A 14,154-nucleotide genomic window follows, 5' to 3' on the forward strand; every position below is an offset into this window, starting at 1 on the left:
AACTTCTCACTTCCTGAAACCTTTTTTACTTCCTTTTCCCCACCTCCGGCGCGCTGCGTCTTGCTGTTTGCTGCGTCGCTCTGCAGCGGGGAGGCGAACTATAGCAAAGCTTTTCCCATCCGTGCAACTATTTTCAGATAATTATTTAAACTTTTTAGCCCAACTCCACGCAAACCCGCTCCAGCTCTGGATTTGCGACCGTAAATAATTTTAAAAACAAAAGCACCGAGGCCATCCCTGACGGGATGGCCTCGGTTTTCTGCCTTAACTACCGGTGATTAGCAGTGCAGCAAATTAGCTGCTCTTGACGGTCAGTTCGCTCTTCACGTCCTTGACGCCGTCGATCGCGGCCGCCAATTGCAATGCATGCTGGCCGGCGTCGGCATTAGGCACTGCGCCGGCGAGGGTAACGATGCCCTTCTTGGTGGTGACCTTGATCTTCAGGGCGGACACCTGGCTGTCTTCAACGAAGGCGGCCTTGACCTTGGCGGTGATGACGGAGTCGTCTACATAGGCGCCAGCTTTTTGGGTAGTGGAGCCGGACGAACTGGTGGAGCTATCGGCGGCGTAGACGGCAGGAGCGGCTACGGCGGCGGTCAGGAAGGCGGCGGTAACCAGTGTCGAGATGGTTTTGGTCTTTTGCATGATGAGGTCCTTATAGTATGAAAAAGAGAGACAACGCATTCGCGCTACCTGCCCTCTCTTTCGCAAAGGCCATGCCAGGAGGAATTAACTCAATGATTTCAACAACTTGCAGAAGGCCCGCCGAGCCGGCCGCTATTTTCGAGGTCAAAACCACCGTTTTTCGTCGCCTGAGAGCGACGCCGGACCCACATAAAAATCTAAGTGCTTGATTTTAAAAGACTTACTCTTGTCGCTCGACGACGACGTCTTCCTCATCTCCGCGGAAAAGTCGCGGATCCAGTCCATTCTTCTGTAATAGACGATAGAACTCGGTACGGTTGCGGTCGGCCAGGCGCGCTGCATCGCTGACGTTGCCGTCGGTCAATTTCAGCAGCTGGATCAGGTAATCCCGTTCGAAACGCTGCTTGGCGTCGGCGTAGCGCAAGACCTCCAGCGCCGGCACCCGCAAGGCGCGCTGCACCAACGCCGCCGGGATCAGCGGTACGGTCGACAAGGCGCAGACCTGCTCGACCACGTTATATAACTGGCGCACATTGCCGGGCCAGGACGCCATCATCAGGATTTCCAGCGCATCGGGGGCGAAGCCGTTGAGTTTCTTTTGATACCTGTCGGCGATTGCCTGCAGGAAATGATTGGCCAGCAAGGCAATGTCTTCGCGCCGCTCGACCAGCAGCGGCAGCGCCAGCGTGACGACATTGAGCCGGTAATAGAGGTCCTCGCGGAAGGAGCCGTCGGCCATCGCCGCGTCCAGGTTGCGATGGGTTGCCGAAAGGATGCGCACATCCACCGGCGTGCTGTCGTTGGCGCCGACCGGGCGCACCGTGCGCTCCTGCAGCACGCGCAGCAACTTGACCTGCAGCGGCAACGGCATGTCGCCGATCTCGTCGAGGAACAGCGTGCCGCCGTCGGCCGCCTGGAACAAGCCCTTGCGATGCTCGACCGCGCCGGTGAACGCCCCCTTGACGTGGCCGAACAGCTCCGACTCCAGTAATTGCTCGGGAATCGCCCCGCAGTTGACCGCAATGAACGGCGCCTTGGCGCGCCGGCTGGCGCGGTGGATCGCGCGCGCCAGCAACTCCTTGCCGGTGCCGCTTTCGCCGCGGATCAGGATGCTGGCGTCGGACACCGCCACCAGGCGCGCTTCGGACAACACTTCGGCCATGCGCGGGCTGCGGCTGATCAGTTCTTCGCGCCAGGCTTCGTCAGCATCGCCGTCGACGGACGCCGTCAGGCTCAAGGCCTGCTCGATCTTGGCCAGCAGGATCTTGGCGTCGTAGGGCTTGGTCAGGTAGGCGAAAGCGCCGCGCGTAGTGGCCTCGACCGCATCGGGAATGGTGCCGTGCGCAGTGAGCAGGATCACCGGCAGCGCTGGATACTGCGCGCGGATCTCGTCGAACAGCGCCAGCCCGTCCTTGCCCGGCAGGCGGATATCGCTGATCACCAGCGCCGGCAGGTCCATCGCCAGTTGCGCCTGGGCCGCCTCCGCGCTCGCCACGCCGGTGACGCGATAGCCATTGGCGGTCAGGCGCAACGACAGCAGTTGCAGCAAATCGGCGTCGTCATCGACCAGCAGCAGGTGGCGCGGTGTGCTCATCTCGATGTGCTTCTCTATATATAGGGAGAGTTATTTGGGCTGGCCCGGCAGCGTGCGCTCGATGTTCTTGAGCGCCTCCAGCTTCTCGCTCAGCTGATCGAGACGGCGCTGATTGTCGCGCGCCTGCTGGCCGGCCTTGTCGGCGTTGTCATTGAGCCGACGCATCTCGGCATAGTTGCTCACCAGCAGTTGCGCCAGCGGTTTCAGCGCGGCCGCATCGGAATCGGTCGCGCTCAGCACCAAGCCGAGTTGCGCCTGCGCCTTGGTCAGGTCGCCGGCGTCGCGCGTCAGGCCCAGCACCATGGCTTTTTGCATGGCCAACATGGCGCCGCCGCCATGGCGCGCATTGAGCGCCTGCAGCTCGCGCCCCAGTTCTTGCGGCGACAGGCGGCGCAAGGACTGGTGATATGCCAGCAAATCGTCCATGCCGCCGACGGTTGTCACCAGCTTGACGGTGCTGGTCGGCGCTTCCGGCGCAGGTGTGGCGCAGGCGGCCAATAATAGAGAGAGCAACAGAAGAAGTAGTCTGGATTTCATGATTTGTCAGTTTTCAGCTTTCATCGGGCAATTCGATGCGGAAATGCGCACCGCCCGGGCCCGTCATCAATTGCACCTCGCCATTGTGCGCCAGCACGTACTCGCGCACGATGGACAGGCCGATGCCGTTACCGTGGCGTGCGCCTTGCGGCTGGTTCAGGCCCTGGTAGAAGGGATCGAAAATCCGCGCCGCGTCGGTCGCCGCCACGCCCGGCCCCTGGTCCACACAATCGATGCGCACCCGGCCCTCCTGGCCCGACAGCACGAACCGGATGGCGCCGCCGCGCGGGCTGAAGCGCACCGCGTTCGACAGCAGGTTGGCCAGCACGATGGCGAACTTGTCCGGATCCAGCACTGCCGTCCGGGCCCCGCCCTCGACCTCGACCTTGAGCTCGCGCGCCGTCCATTGCAGGCGCTGGTCATCAATCACCTTATATAAGAGCGCGCGCAAGTCCACCGGCAGGCGGTTGACGTGCTGGGCGTCGAACGCCACTTCGTTATAGCGCAACAGATCCTCGATCTGGGTCTGCAGCGCCTGGGTATTCTGGCGCAGGATGCGCGAAATCTCGCGCTGGCTGTCGGTCAGCTTGCCGGCCACCTCGTCGTCGAGCAGCGCCGCGCCTTCGCACAGGGCCGCCAGCGGCGTCTTCAATTCATGTGAAACATGACGCAGGAAGCGCGATTTCTCCGCCTCCAGGTCCGCCAGCCGTTGCCGCAGCCAGTCCAGTTGCTGGCCGAGACGGCGCAAGTCGGCCGGGCCCTTGACGATGATCGGCTGGTCGAAACGGTTTTCGCCGAGGCGGTTGATCGCCAGCTCGATGCGCGCCAGCGGCCGCGACAGCCAAAGTCCAAACCAGAATGCCAGCATGACCGCCAGCACGATGGCGCCGATCACCTGGAACGTCAGCATCTGGCGCTGCTGCTCCAGATCGTTGGACAAGGCGTTGTTGCGGCGCTCGACTTCGCGTTTGCTTTCCTGCGCCAGTTGTTCGTTGAGCGCCGGCAGATGGGCGAAAGCCTGGAACAGCGCGCGCTGGTCGGGCTTGCGCGCCTCGACCTTGCGCGCGGCCTGCTTGCGCTTGCTGCCCGTGGCCGGCGCAGCGTCGGCTGCAACTACAGGGGTCTGATCTGCCTGCAACACGGTCCAGGCCGCTTCGCCGTAGCTGTTCCAGGAATTGAAGGTGTCGGCCGGCGCCTGCGGCAACGCTTCCTGCAATTCGGTCAGTGCAGTCTTGGCTTGTTGCCAGGCTTCGGCGTAACGATCGCGGAAGGCCGGATCGTCCAGCACCAGGTATTGGCGCGCGCTGCGCTCCATCGCCACAGTGCGTTCGGCCAACCGCTGCGCCTGTTCGGTCAGACGCACGGCCTGGCCGGCGGTCTCGCGACTGTGGATGGACATGCGTTCCAGCGTGAACAGGGCGTGCACCGAGGTGCCGCTGAGCAGCGCGGCGATCAGCAGGAACGCCGCCAGCAACAGCTGACGGAATGACAAACCCGGCAACATCACCGGCCGGGCTGCGGGCGAACGAGATACCGGCTGTTGTACGGCAGCTTGCTTGAGCATGAATCTTTCTCGCTAGGGTGGATCATCATTGTAATCAACGACGAGGCGGAAGCAGAAAAGTATCTTATAACTTCTAGAAAATACTTTAAACCGCCACCTACGCACAATCCCCGCAAAACGCCCCTCGCCAGCAGTCCCGGCGGTTCCCGTATATCATGACCGCAGCTCCGATCTACCCGCGCTGCCGCCACGTTTCCGGGAATTCAACAGCAGCCGTGCGCGCCGATCGTCCGCACCATTTCCCTGCCACTACTCCGCATCACAATGGAACCTTCGAAGTCCAAGGCCGCCGCTGCCGCCCCTGTCCACCACGTTGTCATCGCCGGCGAAGGCCTGCCCGCCGACAAGCGCACCATCGCCATCATCACGCTGCTGATCGCTGTCGGCCTGGCCACGCTCGACACCGCCATCGCCAATACGGCGCTGCCGGTCATGGCGCACGACCTCAACACCACGCCGGCCGCCTCGGTCTGGATCGTCACCGCCTACCAGCTGGCGATGATGGTCTCGCTGCTGCCGCTGGCTGCACTGGGTGAAATCGTCGGCTACCGCCGTGTCTATATAGCAGGCCTGGCGCTGTTCACCGCAGCCTCGCTGCTGTGCGCCGTGGCCTGGTCGCTGCCGGCGCTGACGGTTGCGCGCTTCCTGCAGGGCCTGGGCGGCGCCGGCATCATGAGCGTCAACACCGCGCTGATCCGCTACATCTACCCGACCCGCTCGCTCGGACGCGGCGTCGGCATCAACACACTGATCGTCGCCATCTCGTTTACCATCGGCCCTAGCGTCGCCTCCGGCATCCTGGCGATCGCGCCGTGGCCGTGGCTGTTTGCCGTGAACGTCCCGCTCGGCATCATCGGCCTGGCGATGGCGATACCGTCGCTGCCGCACACGCCCAAATCTACCCACCATTTCGACATCAAGAGCGCGCTGCTCAACGCCGCCGCCTTCGGCCTGCTGATCATGGCCATCGGCGAAGGCGCGCATCAGGCCCCACCGAGCGTGGTCGCGCTGGAATTCGTCGCCGCGCTGGTCTGTGGTTATCTGCTGATGCGCCGCGAAGCCTCGCACCCGGCGCCGATGCTGCCGGTCGACTTGTTCCGCCGGCCGATGTTCTCGCTGTCGGCCATCACCGCGGTGTGTTCATTCGCTGCACAAGGCCTCGCCTTCGTGTCGCTGCCGTTCTTCTTCCATCACGACCTCGGCCGCTCGCAAGTTGAAATCGGTTTGCTGATGACGCCATGGCCGGTGGCCGTCGCGATCATGGCGCCGATCGCCGGACGCATGTCGGATCACTATCCGGCCGGCATCCTCGGCGGCTTCGGCCTGGCGCTGCTGTGCGTCGGTCTGATGCTGATGACGCTGATGCCGGCCGCGCCGAGCGTGTTTGAAATTTCCTGGCGCATGTTCGTCTGCGGCATGGGCTTCGGCTTCTTCCAGTCGCCCAATCTGAAAGCGCTGATGACCAGCGCGCCGCCCAATCGCAGCGGCGGCGCCAGCGGCATCGTCGCCACCGCGCGGCTGTTCGGCCAGAGCATCGGCGCAGCGCTGGTGGCGCTGTGTTTCGGCATGTCGGAACTGCACGGCTCGCGCATCGCACTGGGACTCGGCGCCGGCTTTGCAGGCGCCGCCTGTCTGGCCAGTTTCATGCGCCTGCTGACCACCAATCCGTACGCGCCGCCGGCACAGAAGTAAGCCACATCAACTCTTGCAAATGATCCGCGCCACACGGCACGGATCGTTCGCAACGACCAGCAGTTTTCATTTTTTCAGACCTCCGCGCAGTACAAATACAACAGCCACATTCCGAGCAGGTTCTGCTACGATGAGGGCATGCAAACGCTGAGCGCGGATCGTCGCAAGTCCAGTATCCGCGCAAGTTTCAGAGCAGCAACATCCAACAATAAGCGTCCACGGAGGACCGGTAGTGTTGAAGCGTATTGCACCCGATCAGTTGCGTCTTGGCATGTATGTCCAGGAGATCCCAGGCCCGTGGATGAACCATCCATTCTGGCGGGGTTCTTTCAAGCTGGAGAAATACGAAGACCTCAAGACGCTGCGTTCCGCCAAGATCGAACAGATCCTGATCGACACCACCAAGGGTCGCGACATCGTCATGGAAGACGAGCCCAAAGCTGCCGTGGTCGCGCCCGCCGCGGCTGAAACATCGCCCGAAGCCGCCGCACCGGCAACCGAAACTCCCGCCGCCCCCTGTACCGAAGCCACCCGCCCGAGACAAGCGAAGATCGTCGTCCATGTCGGCGCCGAGCAGGAACGCGTGCAAGCCGCGCGCGTTCTGACCGGCTCCAGAAAAGCCATCATGACGATGTTCAACGAAACCCGCATGGGCAAGGCGCTGGACATGCGCCAGGCGATGCCGGTGGTGCAGGAAATCACGGCCTCGGTGGCGCGCAACTCGGGTGCCCTGATCAGTCTGGCGCGCCTGAAGACGGCCGACGATTACACCTACATGCATTCGGTGGCGGTCTGTGCGCTGATGATCGCGCTCGGCCACCAGCTCGGCCTGTCAGCCGAAGAAACACGCCAGGCCGGTATCGCCGGCCTGCTGCACGACATCGGCAAGATGGCGGTGCCGGCTGAACTCCTCAACAAGCCCGGCAAGCTCACCGACGACGAATTCACCTCGATCAAGAAACACGCGCAAGCCGGCCACGCCATCCTGCGCGGTGTCGACGGCATCGGCGACGCCGCCCTCGACGTCTCGCTGCACCATCACGAAAAAATCGACGGCAGCGGCTACCCGTTCAACCTCAAGGGCAATCAGATTTCCATGGTGGCGAAAATGGGCGCGGTGTGCGACGTCTACGACGCCATCACGTCCAACCGGCCCTACAAGCCGGGCTGGGAGCCGGGCCATTCGGTCAAGCGCATGGCTAACAACCAGGGCCATTTCGACGAGACCATCCTTGAAGCGTTCATCAAGAGCGTGGGGATTTTTCCGACCGGATCCTGCGTGGTGATGCAGTCAGGCAAGGTCGGCATCGTGATCGACCAGCATCCCGGATCGCTGCTGACGCCGAAGGTGAAAGTATTTTTCTCGGCGCTGACGCTGGCGCCGCTGCCGATCGAGATCATCGACCTGGCCACCACCCGCAGCGGCGACAAGATTGCCTCACACGCGGATCCGGCCAAACTGCATCTGCCCAATCTGGAAACGATCTGGGCATCGGCTGCGATCGCCTGAGCGGCGTCGCGTGAAAGCTTAGTCCCGGACTGCGAAGGCGCCGGTCTCCGCCAACTCTTCCAGCAACGCCACGGTAGCGCAACCCGATACGTCGTAAGGATTGAGCACGCCGGTGCTGGAATATTTCAGCAACAGCGAGCGGTTGACCTTATCCAACCGGACCTTGCCCATGGTCCACGACGAATAGCGGCGCACGCCGATCTCTTCATAGCAGAGCAAGATCACATCCTTGTGGCGCTGGTCCTGCAACAGCCGCGCGTAGAGCTGGTTGACCTGCTCGCGGCCGCCCTCCAGCGCCTGCACGAAGACCTCTTCACTGTGGCACAACACGCCGGTGATGCCGTTGCCGGGATTGTGGCGGCGAGCGGTCGACAGGATGGCGTCGACCTGTTCTTGGGAAATCGGCGTACAGGCGCGGCTTGCATAGATCAGACGAACCAGCATGGTCATTACCCCTTCCGGATGAGTGCGAGGAATTCGCGGCGCAGGTTGGCGTCGCGCAGGAACGAACCGCGCATGACGCTGTTGATCATTTTTGACTCGGTATCCTTGACGCCGCGCCAGTGCATGCAGAAGTGATCGGCTTCCATCACGATCGCCAGGCCATCCGGCTGCAGCTTTTCCATCAGCAGGCCGGCGACTTGCGACACGGCTTCTTCCTGGATCTGCGGACGGCTCATGATCCACTCGATCAGGCGCGCGTACTTGGACAGACCGATCAGGTTGGAATGTTCATTCGGCATCACGCCGACCCAGACCTTGCCCATGATCGGGCACAGATGATGCGAGCAGGCGCTGCGCACCGTGATCGGACCGACGATCATCAGTTCGTTGAGGCGTTCGATATTCGGAAATTCCGTCACCGGCGGCGCCGGCTGGTAGCGTCCGCGGAAGACCTCCTGCAGATACATCTTGGCCACGCGCTTGGCGGTGTCCTGGGTGTTGTGGTCGCTCTCGACGTCGATCACCAGGCTCTCGAGCACGCCGGCCAGCTTGGCCTGCACCTCGGCCTGCAAGGCATCGAGCTCGCCCTCTTCAATGAACGCGGAGATATTGTCGTTGGCGTGAAAGCGGACGCCGGCAGCCTTGATACGCGCGCGGATCCGGGTTGACGCCAGTTCGGACACCAGTTCGTCATGCAGGCTTGGTCGTGGTTGGTCTGTTGCCATTGTGGAATTGCGCGGGACGGCGCAGTGCAAATGAAAGTGTCGTCATTATGCCCCGAAACGGCGCTTTCATAGGCGAGCCGTGCAAGGCGCTATCCGCGATAGAAAGCCTCCGCATATCTTCATGCGGAAACAGTGCTTAATTTCACGCAGCACCGGTGCTATCGTCAGCGACGACCTTTCACTCATCGCCGGAAACCCCATGTCCACCTTCATTTTCAAGCGCGCTCTCGGTGCGCTGTTGGCGCTCAACCTCTGCCTCTCCGCCGCCATTTCGCATGCCGCCGCTCCGACCGCGTATCCCAAGGAATTCCGCATCGGCTACCAGAAGGGCAACAGCCTGGTCATCCTCAAGGCCAGCGGCGAGCTGGAGAAGGCGCTGGCTTCGAGCGGTGTCGCGGTGAAGTGGTACGAATTCCCGTTCGGCCCGCCGATGGTGGAAGCGCTCAACGCCGGCGACATCGACCTCGGCTTCGTCGGCTCGACGCCGCCCGTCTTCGCACAGGCCGGCGGCGCGCCCGAGATCCGCTACGTCGGTTACGCCGCAGCCTATAAAGACAACTACGCGGTGGTAGTGCCGAAGGAATCGACCGCGCGCCGCATGAAGGACCTGCAAGGCAAGAAGATCGCCGTAGCCAAGGGATCGGCCGGCCAGTACCTGCTGCTCAAGGCGCTGGAGCAGGACGGCATGAAGCCCGACGACATCGTCTTTGCCTACCTGCAATACAGCGAAGCGCGCTCCGCCTTCGAGCGCGGCGACGTGGCCGCCTGGGTGGTGCCCGATCCGCGTTTGGCCGACATCGAGCAGAACATCGGCGCGCGGCCGCTGGTGACGGCGTCCAAACTGACGCCGCAATACAGCTTCTACGTCGCGCCGGCAAAATTCGCCGCGAGCTATCCGGCCATCCTGCGCCTCACGCTCGACAAGCTCAACGACACCGAGCAATACGCCAAAGAACACGCCGACGAAACCGCCCGCTTCCTGGAAAAGGACACGCGCGTGCCGCTCAAAATCTGGCAACTCGCACTGACCCGCCAGGCCTGGGGCGTGGCCTATCCGCTGCCGCCCAATATCGTCGAAGCGCAGCAGGAAGTCGCCGACACTTTCTTCCGCTACAAGCTGATTCCCAAAGCCGTGCAGATCAAGGATGCATCGGTTTCCGTCAAATAACGCATCAGGTAAATCCATGTCTTCGTCAAAGCCCAAGCAAATGCACCTCGGCGCCTTCCTGATGTCGGTCGGCCATCACGCCGCCGGCTGGCGCTTTCCCGGCGTCGATCCGGCCAACACCATGAACTTCGCCTATTACAAGAAGCTGGCGCAAACCGCCGAGGCGGGCAAGTTCGACCTGATTTTCTTTGCCGACCGGCTGGCGATTTCGGATCGCTACGACAACCGCTTCGACACCACCGTGCGTTACCTCGCGCAAGCGCGGCCGGAGCCGATCTCGCTGCTCGGCGCACTCGGCGCCGTCACGGACAAGATCGGCCTGGCCGCCACCGCCTCGACCACGTACAACGAACCGTTCTTCCTCGCGCGCGCCTTCGCCACGCTGGATCACCTGACCGGCGGGCGCATCGCCTGGAATATCGTCACCTCGACCAACGACGGCGAAGCGCTCAACTTCAGCAAGCAGGAACATCTGGAACACGAAACCCGCTACGGCCGCGCGCACGAATTCCTCGATGTCGTCACCAAATTGTGGGACAGCTGGGAAGACGATGCACTGGTGCTCGACAAGGAGAATGGCGTCTACGCCGATCCGTCCAAGGTGCATTACCTGCATCACAAGGGCGACTGGTTCGGCGTGCGCGGCCCGCTCAACGTCACACGTCCGCCGCAAGGGCATCCGGTATTGATCCAGGCGGGGTCGTCGGACACGGGGCGCGATTTCGCTGCGCAGACAGCCGAGGTGATTTTTTCATCGCAGCCGCAGATCGCGGCGGCGCGTGAATTCCGCAACGACATCCATGCCCGCGTCCTCAAATACGGACGTACGCCCGACAGCATCAAGATCCTGCCCGGCGTGATGCCCATCATCGGCACCACGCAAGCCGAAGCGGAAGAGAAATTGCGTCATCTGGAAGACCTGGTCCATCCGCTGGGCGGGCTGGCACTGCTGTCCGACAGCATGAACCACGACTTGTCGGTGTATTCGCTGGACGAACCGCTGCCGGACCTGAAAGAGATTCGCGGCAACCAGAGCCGCTACAAGCTGGTGCAGGAAATGTCGAAGCGCGACAACCTCACCTTGCGCCAGCTCGGCAAACGCTTCGGCGGCAGCCGCTCGCACCGCGTGGTGGCCGGCACCGCCGAGCAGATCGCCGACAACTTCGCCGAATGGTTCGGCAGCGGCGCCTGTGACGGCTTCAACCTGATGCCGGCTTACCTGCCTGAATCGCTGACCGATTTCGTCGAACAGGTCGTGCCGATCTTGCAGGAACGCGGCCTGTTCCGGCGCGAGTATGAGGGCGATACCTTGCGCCAGCATCTGGGGCTGGAGCGGCCGAAGAATCGGTTTGCCTGAACAATTCAGCCGAACCTCAGAATGTCTCCCAATCGCCATCGGTGGAGCCGTGCACCAATGCCGGCTTTCCGACAGGCGCCTGCACCAGCTTCCGCACTGCCGGCGCCACAACGCGTGGTGCTGCCGTGACCGGCGTCACCAGACGCGGAGCGTCGTTCACGTTGAGCCGGAACACGCCGACCACCTGCGCCAAGTTAGCCGACTGATCCTGCAAGGATTGCGCCGCCGCAGCAGCCTGTTCCACCAGCGCGGCATTCTGCTGCGTCACTTCATCCATGTGCGTGATGGCCTGGTTGACCTGCTCGATGCCTGAGCTCTGCTCCTGGCTGGCGAAGCTGATTTCGCCGACGATGTCGCTCACGCGTTTGACACTGGCGACGACTTCATCCATGGTGCTGCCGGCCTGCGCAACCAGCTTGCTGCCGATGTCGACCTTCTCGACCGAGTCGTCGATGAGCGCCTTGATCTCTTTCGCGGCGCCGGCCGAACGTTGCGCCAGGCTGCGCACTTCGCTGGCCACGACCGCAAAGCCGCGGCCCTGTTCTCCGGCGCGCGCTGCTTCCACCGCAGCGTTTAGCGCCAGGATATTGGTCTGAAAGGCGATGCCGTCGATCACGCTGATGATGTCGACGATCTTGCGCGAGGATTCGCTGATGGAGCCCATGGTGGTGACCACCTGCGCCACCACCGCGCCGCTGTGCGTGGCGACGTCGGAGGCGGTCGCCGCCAGCTGATTGGCCTGGCGCGCATTGTCGGCGTTCTGCCTGACGGTGGAGGTCAGCTGTTCCATGGTGGCGGCGGTCTCTTCCAGCGAGCCGGCCTGCTGCTCGGTGCGGCTGGACAGGTCGAGGTTGCCGGTGGCGATCTCGCTTGAGGCGGTGGCGATGGTGTCGGCGCCAGTGCGTACTTCCGAGACGATGGTGGTGAGGCTGCCGTTCATGTCGCGCAGCGCCATCAGCAGCTGGCCGATTTCATCCTGCGAGCTCACTTCGACATGGCTGCTGAGATCGCCGGCGGCAACGCTCTGCGCCACCTGCACCGCGTGATTGACCGGACGCGTGATCGAGCGCGTGATCCAGAACGCAAAGCCGCAGGCGAGCAGCACCGCGATGGCGGCCATGCTCAACATGATGACGGTCTTGCTGTGATACAGGTCGCTGGCTTCGACACTGCTCTTGGCCATCACGATCGAGCCGCCCTTGATGAAGCCTTTGACGCGGTTGATGTAATTCTGCTGGTCGGTGCGCAGGGAGGTTAGCAGCAATTGCGACGCATCCATGGTGGCGCCGGTGGCGGCCAGCTTGAGGAATTCCTTCTGGCCTTTTTCATAGGTTGCGCGCAGGGCCGAGATTTCGCCGAAGGACTTGCGCCCCATGTCGCTCGACAGCATCTGCTGGAGCGTGACGAGATTGGCGTTGATACCCTTTTCACCGTCTTCGATGCGCTGGATTTCCTTGAGCAAGGCATCGTGATCGTCGATCAGCAGGATGTTGCGCATGGCGATCGCATTGTCGCTGATCTGCAGCACGATGTCGTTGGCGACCACCACTTGCGGATAGCGGTTCTTGACGATCAACTGCGTACCGTCGTGCAGAGCGCCGAGGCTCTGGATACCGAGGCCGGTGATGCCGATCAGCAGCAATACAACAAGTCCGAATGCCAGACCGAGCCGCGTGCCGAGTTTCAAATTAGTCATCTTTTTATGCTCCCCAAAAACAAACCGGCGCCGGGATGTCGGTCGGCGCCGGGTTGCACTACTACATTAACTACTGAACTGACTGTGACTTAGAACGAATGGTGCATACCCAGAGTTGTCACCATTTGGCCGGAGCCGCCCGACACGCCAGTCGCACCGCCGGCACCAGTACCGTTCATGACAGCAAACTTCGCATCGCCGCCTGCACGTTGGTACGCCACTTGCGCGTACAGCTCGGTGCGCTTGGACAAGGCGTGCACGTTGCTCAGGCTGACGGTGTTCCAGCGTGCGCCTTCCAGCTTGGACAGGCTGTAGCCGATGTTGAGCGTGTCGGCTGTTGCATAACGCCATGCCGCGCCCAGATCGAAGTTCTTCTGTTTCGGTGTCCGGCCGGTAGGCAAGGCGATCTTGACCTGCGTGTAGTCGGTGTTCAGACGCACGCTGCCGATGGTGTAGCCGATACCGCCGGCGGTTGTCGTCAGGCTGTTGAAGACGGTGGCTGCAGTACCCAGACCGACGCTCGAGAGGAAGGCGCCTGCATAGCCGGCGGCGCGGTTGTTCAGCTTGGAATAAGCGAACGCTGCGCGCAACGGACCATTGGTATAAGTAGCGCCGGTGCTGATGTTGCGACCGTTGCCGCTGTCGCCGGCCACTTCGCCGAAACCGTACATGGCGCTGGCCTGGAAGCCCGACCAGGTCGGCGTGGTATAGCGCACGGCGTTGTCGGACTGGTAGGTGTTGGCCAGGCTGTCCAGGTTACCCGGGTGGAACAGGTACCAGTTGGTCAGTTGATAGCCGTTGGACAGCTTGCCCACGTAGTCGAACACGATGTCGGGCATGTGGCCCATCACCACTGCGCCGAAGTCGCCGGACAGGCCGACGGTGCTGTAGCGGTTGAACAGTTTGCCGGCTGTCGGCTGAGCGCCGGTATCGGTGTAAAAACCGGTTTCCAGTTGGAAGTTGGCCTTCAGGTTGCCGCCCAGATCTTCACTGCCGCGGAAACCGATGCGGTCCGGTTGCATGGTGCCCTGATCCACACGCGTGACGGAACCGCCGCCGAGGTTGTTGATGTATGCCACGCCGGCGTCCAGGCTGCCGTAAATCGTCACGTTGCTCTGGGCGAATGCGCTTGCCGCGAAGCCGGTGGCGGCGACGGCAAAGAGTACCTTCTTCATGAAAAACTCCCCTTCAATTAAGCACGGCTGACGCCGCGTTCACTTCT

The 14,154-nt window shown here is 62.4% G+C and carries 12 protein-coding genes; 4 read left to right on the forward strand and 8 right to left on the reverse strand.

What is annotated here, in order from left to right; all coding sequences use genetic code 11:
- Positions 1 to 294: 294 nt before the first annotated feature.
- The 4 genes from E4P32_RS22060 to E4P32_RS22075 form a co-directional block, all read right to left on the reverse strand.
- The gene (locus tag E4P32_RS22060; RefSeq protein WP_116436060.1) at positions 295 to 645 is read right to left on the reverse strand and encodes a BON domain-containing protein; all 351 of its coding nucleotides are present in this window, start codon (positions 643 to 645) and stop codon (positions 295 to 297) included.
- Positions 646 to 865: 220 nt separating this feature from the next.
- Positions 866 to 2,239, reverse strand: a complete 1,374-nt coding sequence (locus tag E4P32_RS22065) for a sigma 54-interacting transcriptional regulator (protein WP_116436061.1) — start codon at positions 2,237 to 2,239, stop codon at positions 866 to 868.
- A 30-nt stretch (positions 2,240 to 2,269) separates the two neighbouring features.
- Positions 2,270 to 2,776 carry a hypothetical protein gene (locus tag E4P32_RS22070; protein ID WP_116436062.1) on the reverse strand — a complete coding sequence of 169 codons (507 nt, stop codon included), beginning with the start codon at positions 2,774 to 2,776 and terminating at the stop codon, positions 2,270 to 2,272.
- A 13-nt stretch (positions 2,777 to 2,789) separates the two neighbouring features.
- Positions 2,790 to 4,280, reverse strand: coding sequence for a HAMP domain-containing sensor histidine kinase (locus tag E4P32_RS22075; protein ID WP_116436063.1), 1,491 nt, complete (start codon positions 4,278 to 4,280; stop codon positions 2,790 to 2,792).
- Positions 4,281 to 4,604: 324 nt separating this feature from the next.
- Here E4P32_RS22075 and E4P32_RS22080 point away from each other — a divergent pair, with 324 nt between their 5' ends.
- The gene (locus E4P32_RS22080) at positions 4,605 to 6,032 is read left to right on the forward strand and encodes an MFS transporter (RefSeq protein WP_116436064.1); all 1,428 of its coding nucleotides are present in this window, start codon (positions 4,605 to 4,607) and stop codon (positions 6,030 to 6,032) included.
- A gap of 232 nt (positions 6,033 to 6,264) precedes the next feature.
- Entirely contained in the window at positions 6,265 to 7,542 is a 1,278-nt protein-coding gene (locus E4P32_RS22085; protein WP_116436065.1) for an HD-GYP domain-containing protein, read from the forward strand.
- Between the two features lie 18 nt (positions 7,543 to 7,560).
- Here the strand turns inward: E4P32_RS22085 and E4P32_RS22090 are convergent, their stop codons facing one another.
- Entirely contained in the window at positions 7,561 to 7,986 is a 426-nt protein-coding gene (locus tag E4P32_RS22090; RefSeq protein WP_116436369.1) for a BLUF domain-containing protein, read from the reverse strand.
- Between the two features lie 5 nt (positions 7,987 to 7,991).
- The gene (gene folE, locus E4P32_RS22095; protein ID WP_116436066.1) at positions 7,992 to 8,711 is read right to left on the reverse strand and encodes a GTP cyclohydrolase I; all 720 of its coding nucleotides are present in this window, start codon (positions 8,709 to 8,711) and stop codon (positions 7,992 to 7,994) included.
- A gap of 199 nt (positions 8,712 to 8,910) precedes the next feature.
- On the opposite strand from folE, the gene E4P32_RS22100 reads away from it, so the two are divergent.
- Positions 8,911 to 9,879: an aliphatic sulfonate ABC transporter substrate-binding protein gene (locus E4P32_RS22100; RefSeq protein WP_158559749.1), complete on the forward strand. Its 969-nt coding sequence runs from the start codon at positions 8,911 to 8,913 to the stop codon at positions 9,877 to 9,879.
- A 16-nt stretch (positions 9,880 to 9,895) separates the two neighbouring features.
- Positions 9,896 to 11,236 carry an LLM class flavin-dependent oxidoreductase gene (locus E4P32_RS22105; protein ID WP_116436068.1) on the forward strand — a complete coding sequence of 447 codons (1,341 nt, stop codon included), beginning with the start codon at positions 9,896 to 9,898 and terminating at the stop codon, positions 11,234 to 11,236.
- A 16-nt stretch (positions 11,237 to 11,252) separates the two neighbouring features.
- Here E4P32_RS22105 and E4P32_RS22110 read toward each other — a convergent pair whose 3' ends face one another.
- A complete protein-coding gene (locus E4P32_RS22110) occupies positions 11,253 to 12,932 on the reverse strand; it encodes a methyl-accepting chemotaxis protein (RefSeq protein ID WP_116436069.1) in 1,680 nt (559 codons plus the stop codon).
- Positions 12,933 to 13,021: 89 nt separating this feature from the next.
- Complete coding sequence (locus E4P32_RS22115) at positions 13,022 to 14,107, reverse strand: porin (RefSeq protein ID WP_116436070.1); 1,086 nt, start codon at positions 14,105 to 14,107, stop codon at positions 13,022 to 13,024.
- Between the last annotated feature and the right edge of the window lie 47 nt (positions 14,108 to 14,154).

Source organism: Herbaspirillum sp. 3R11, from assembly GCF_004563925.1.
In the GTDB taxonomy this organism is placed as follows: Bacteria; Pseudomonadota; Gammaproteobacteria; order Burkholderiales; family Burkholderiaceae_D; genus Herbaspirillum.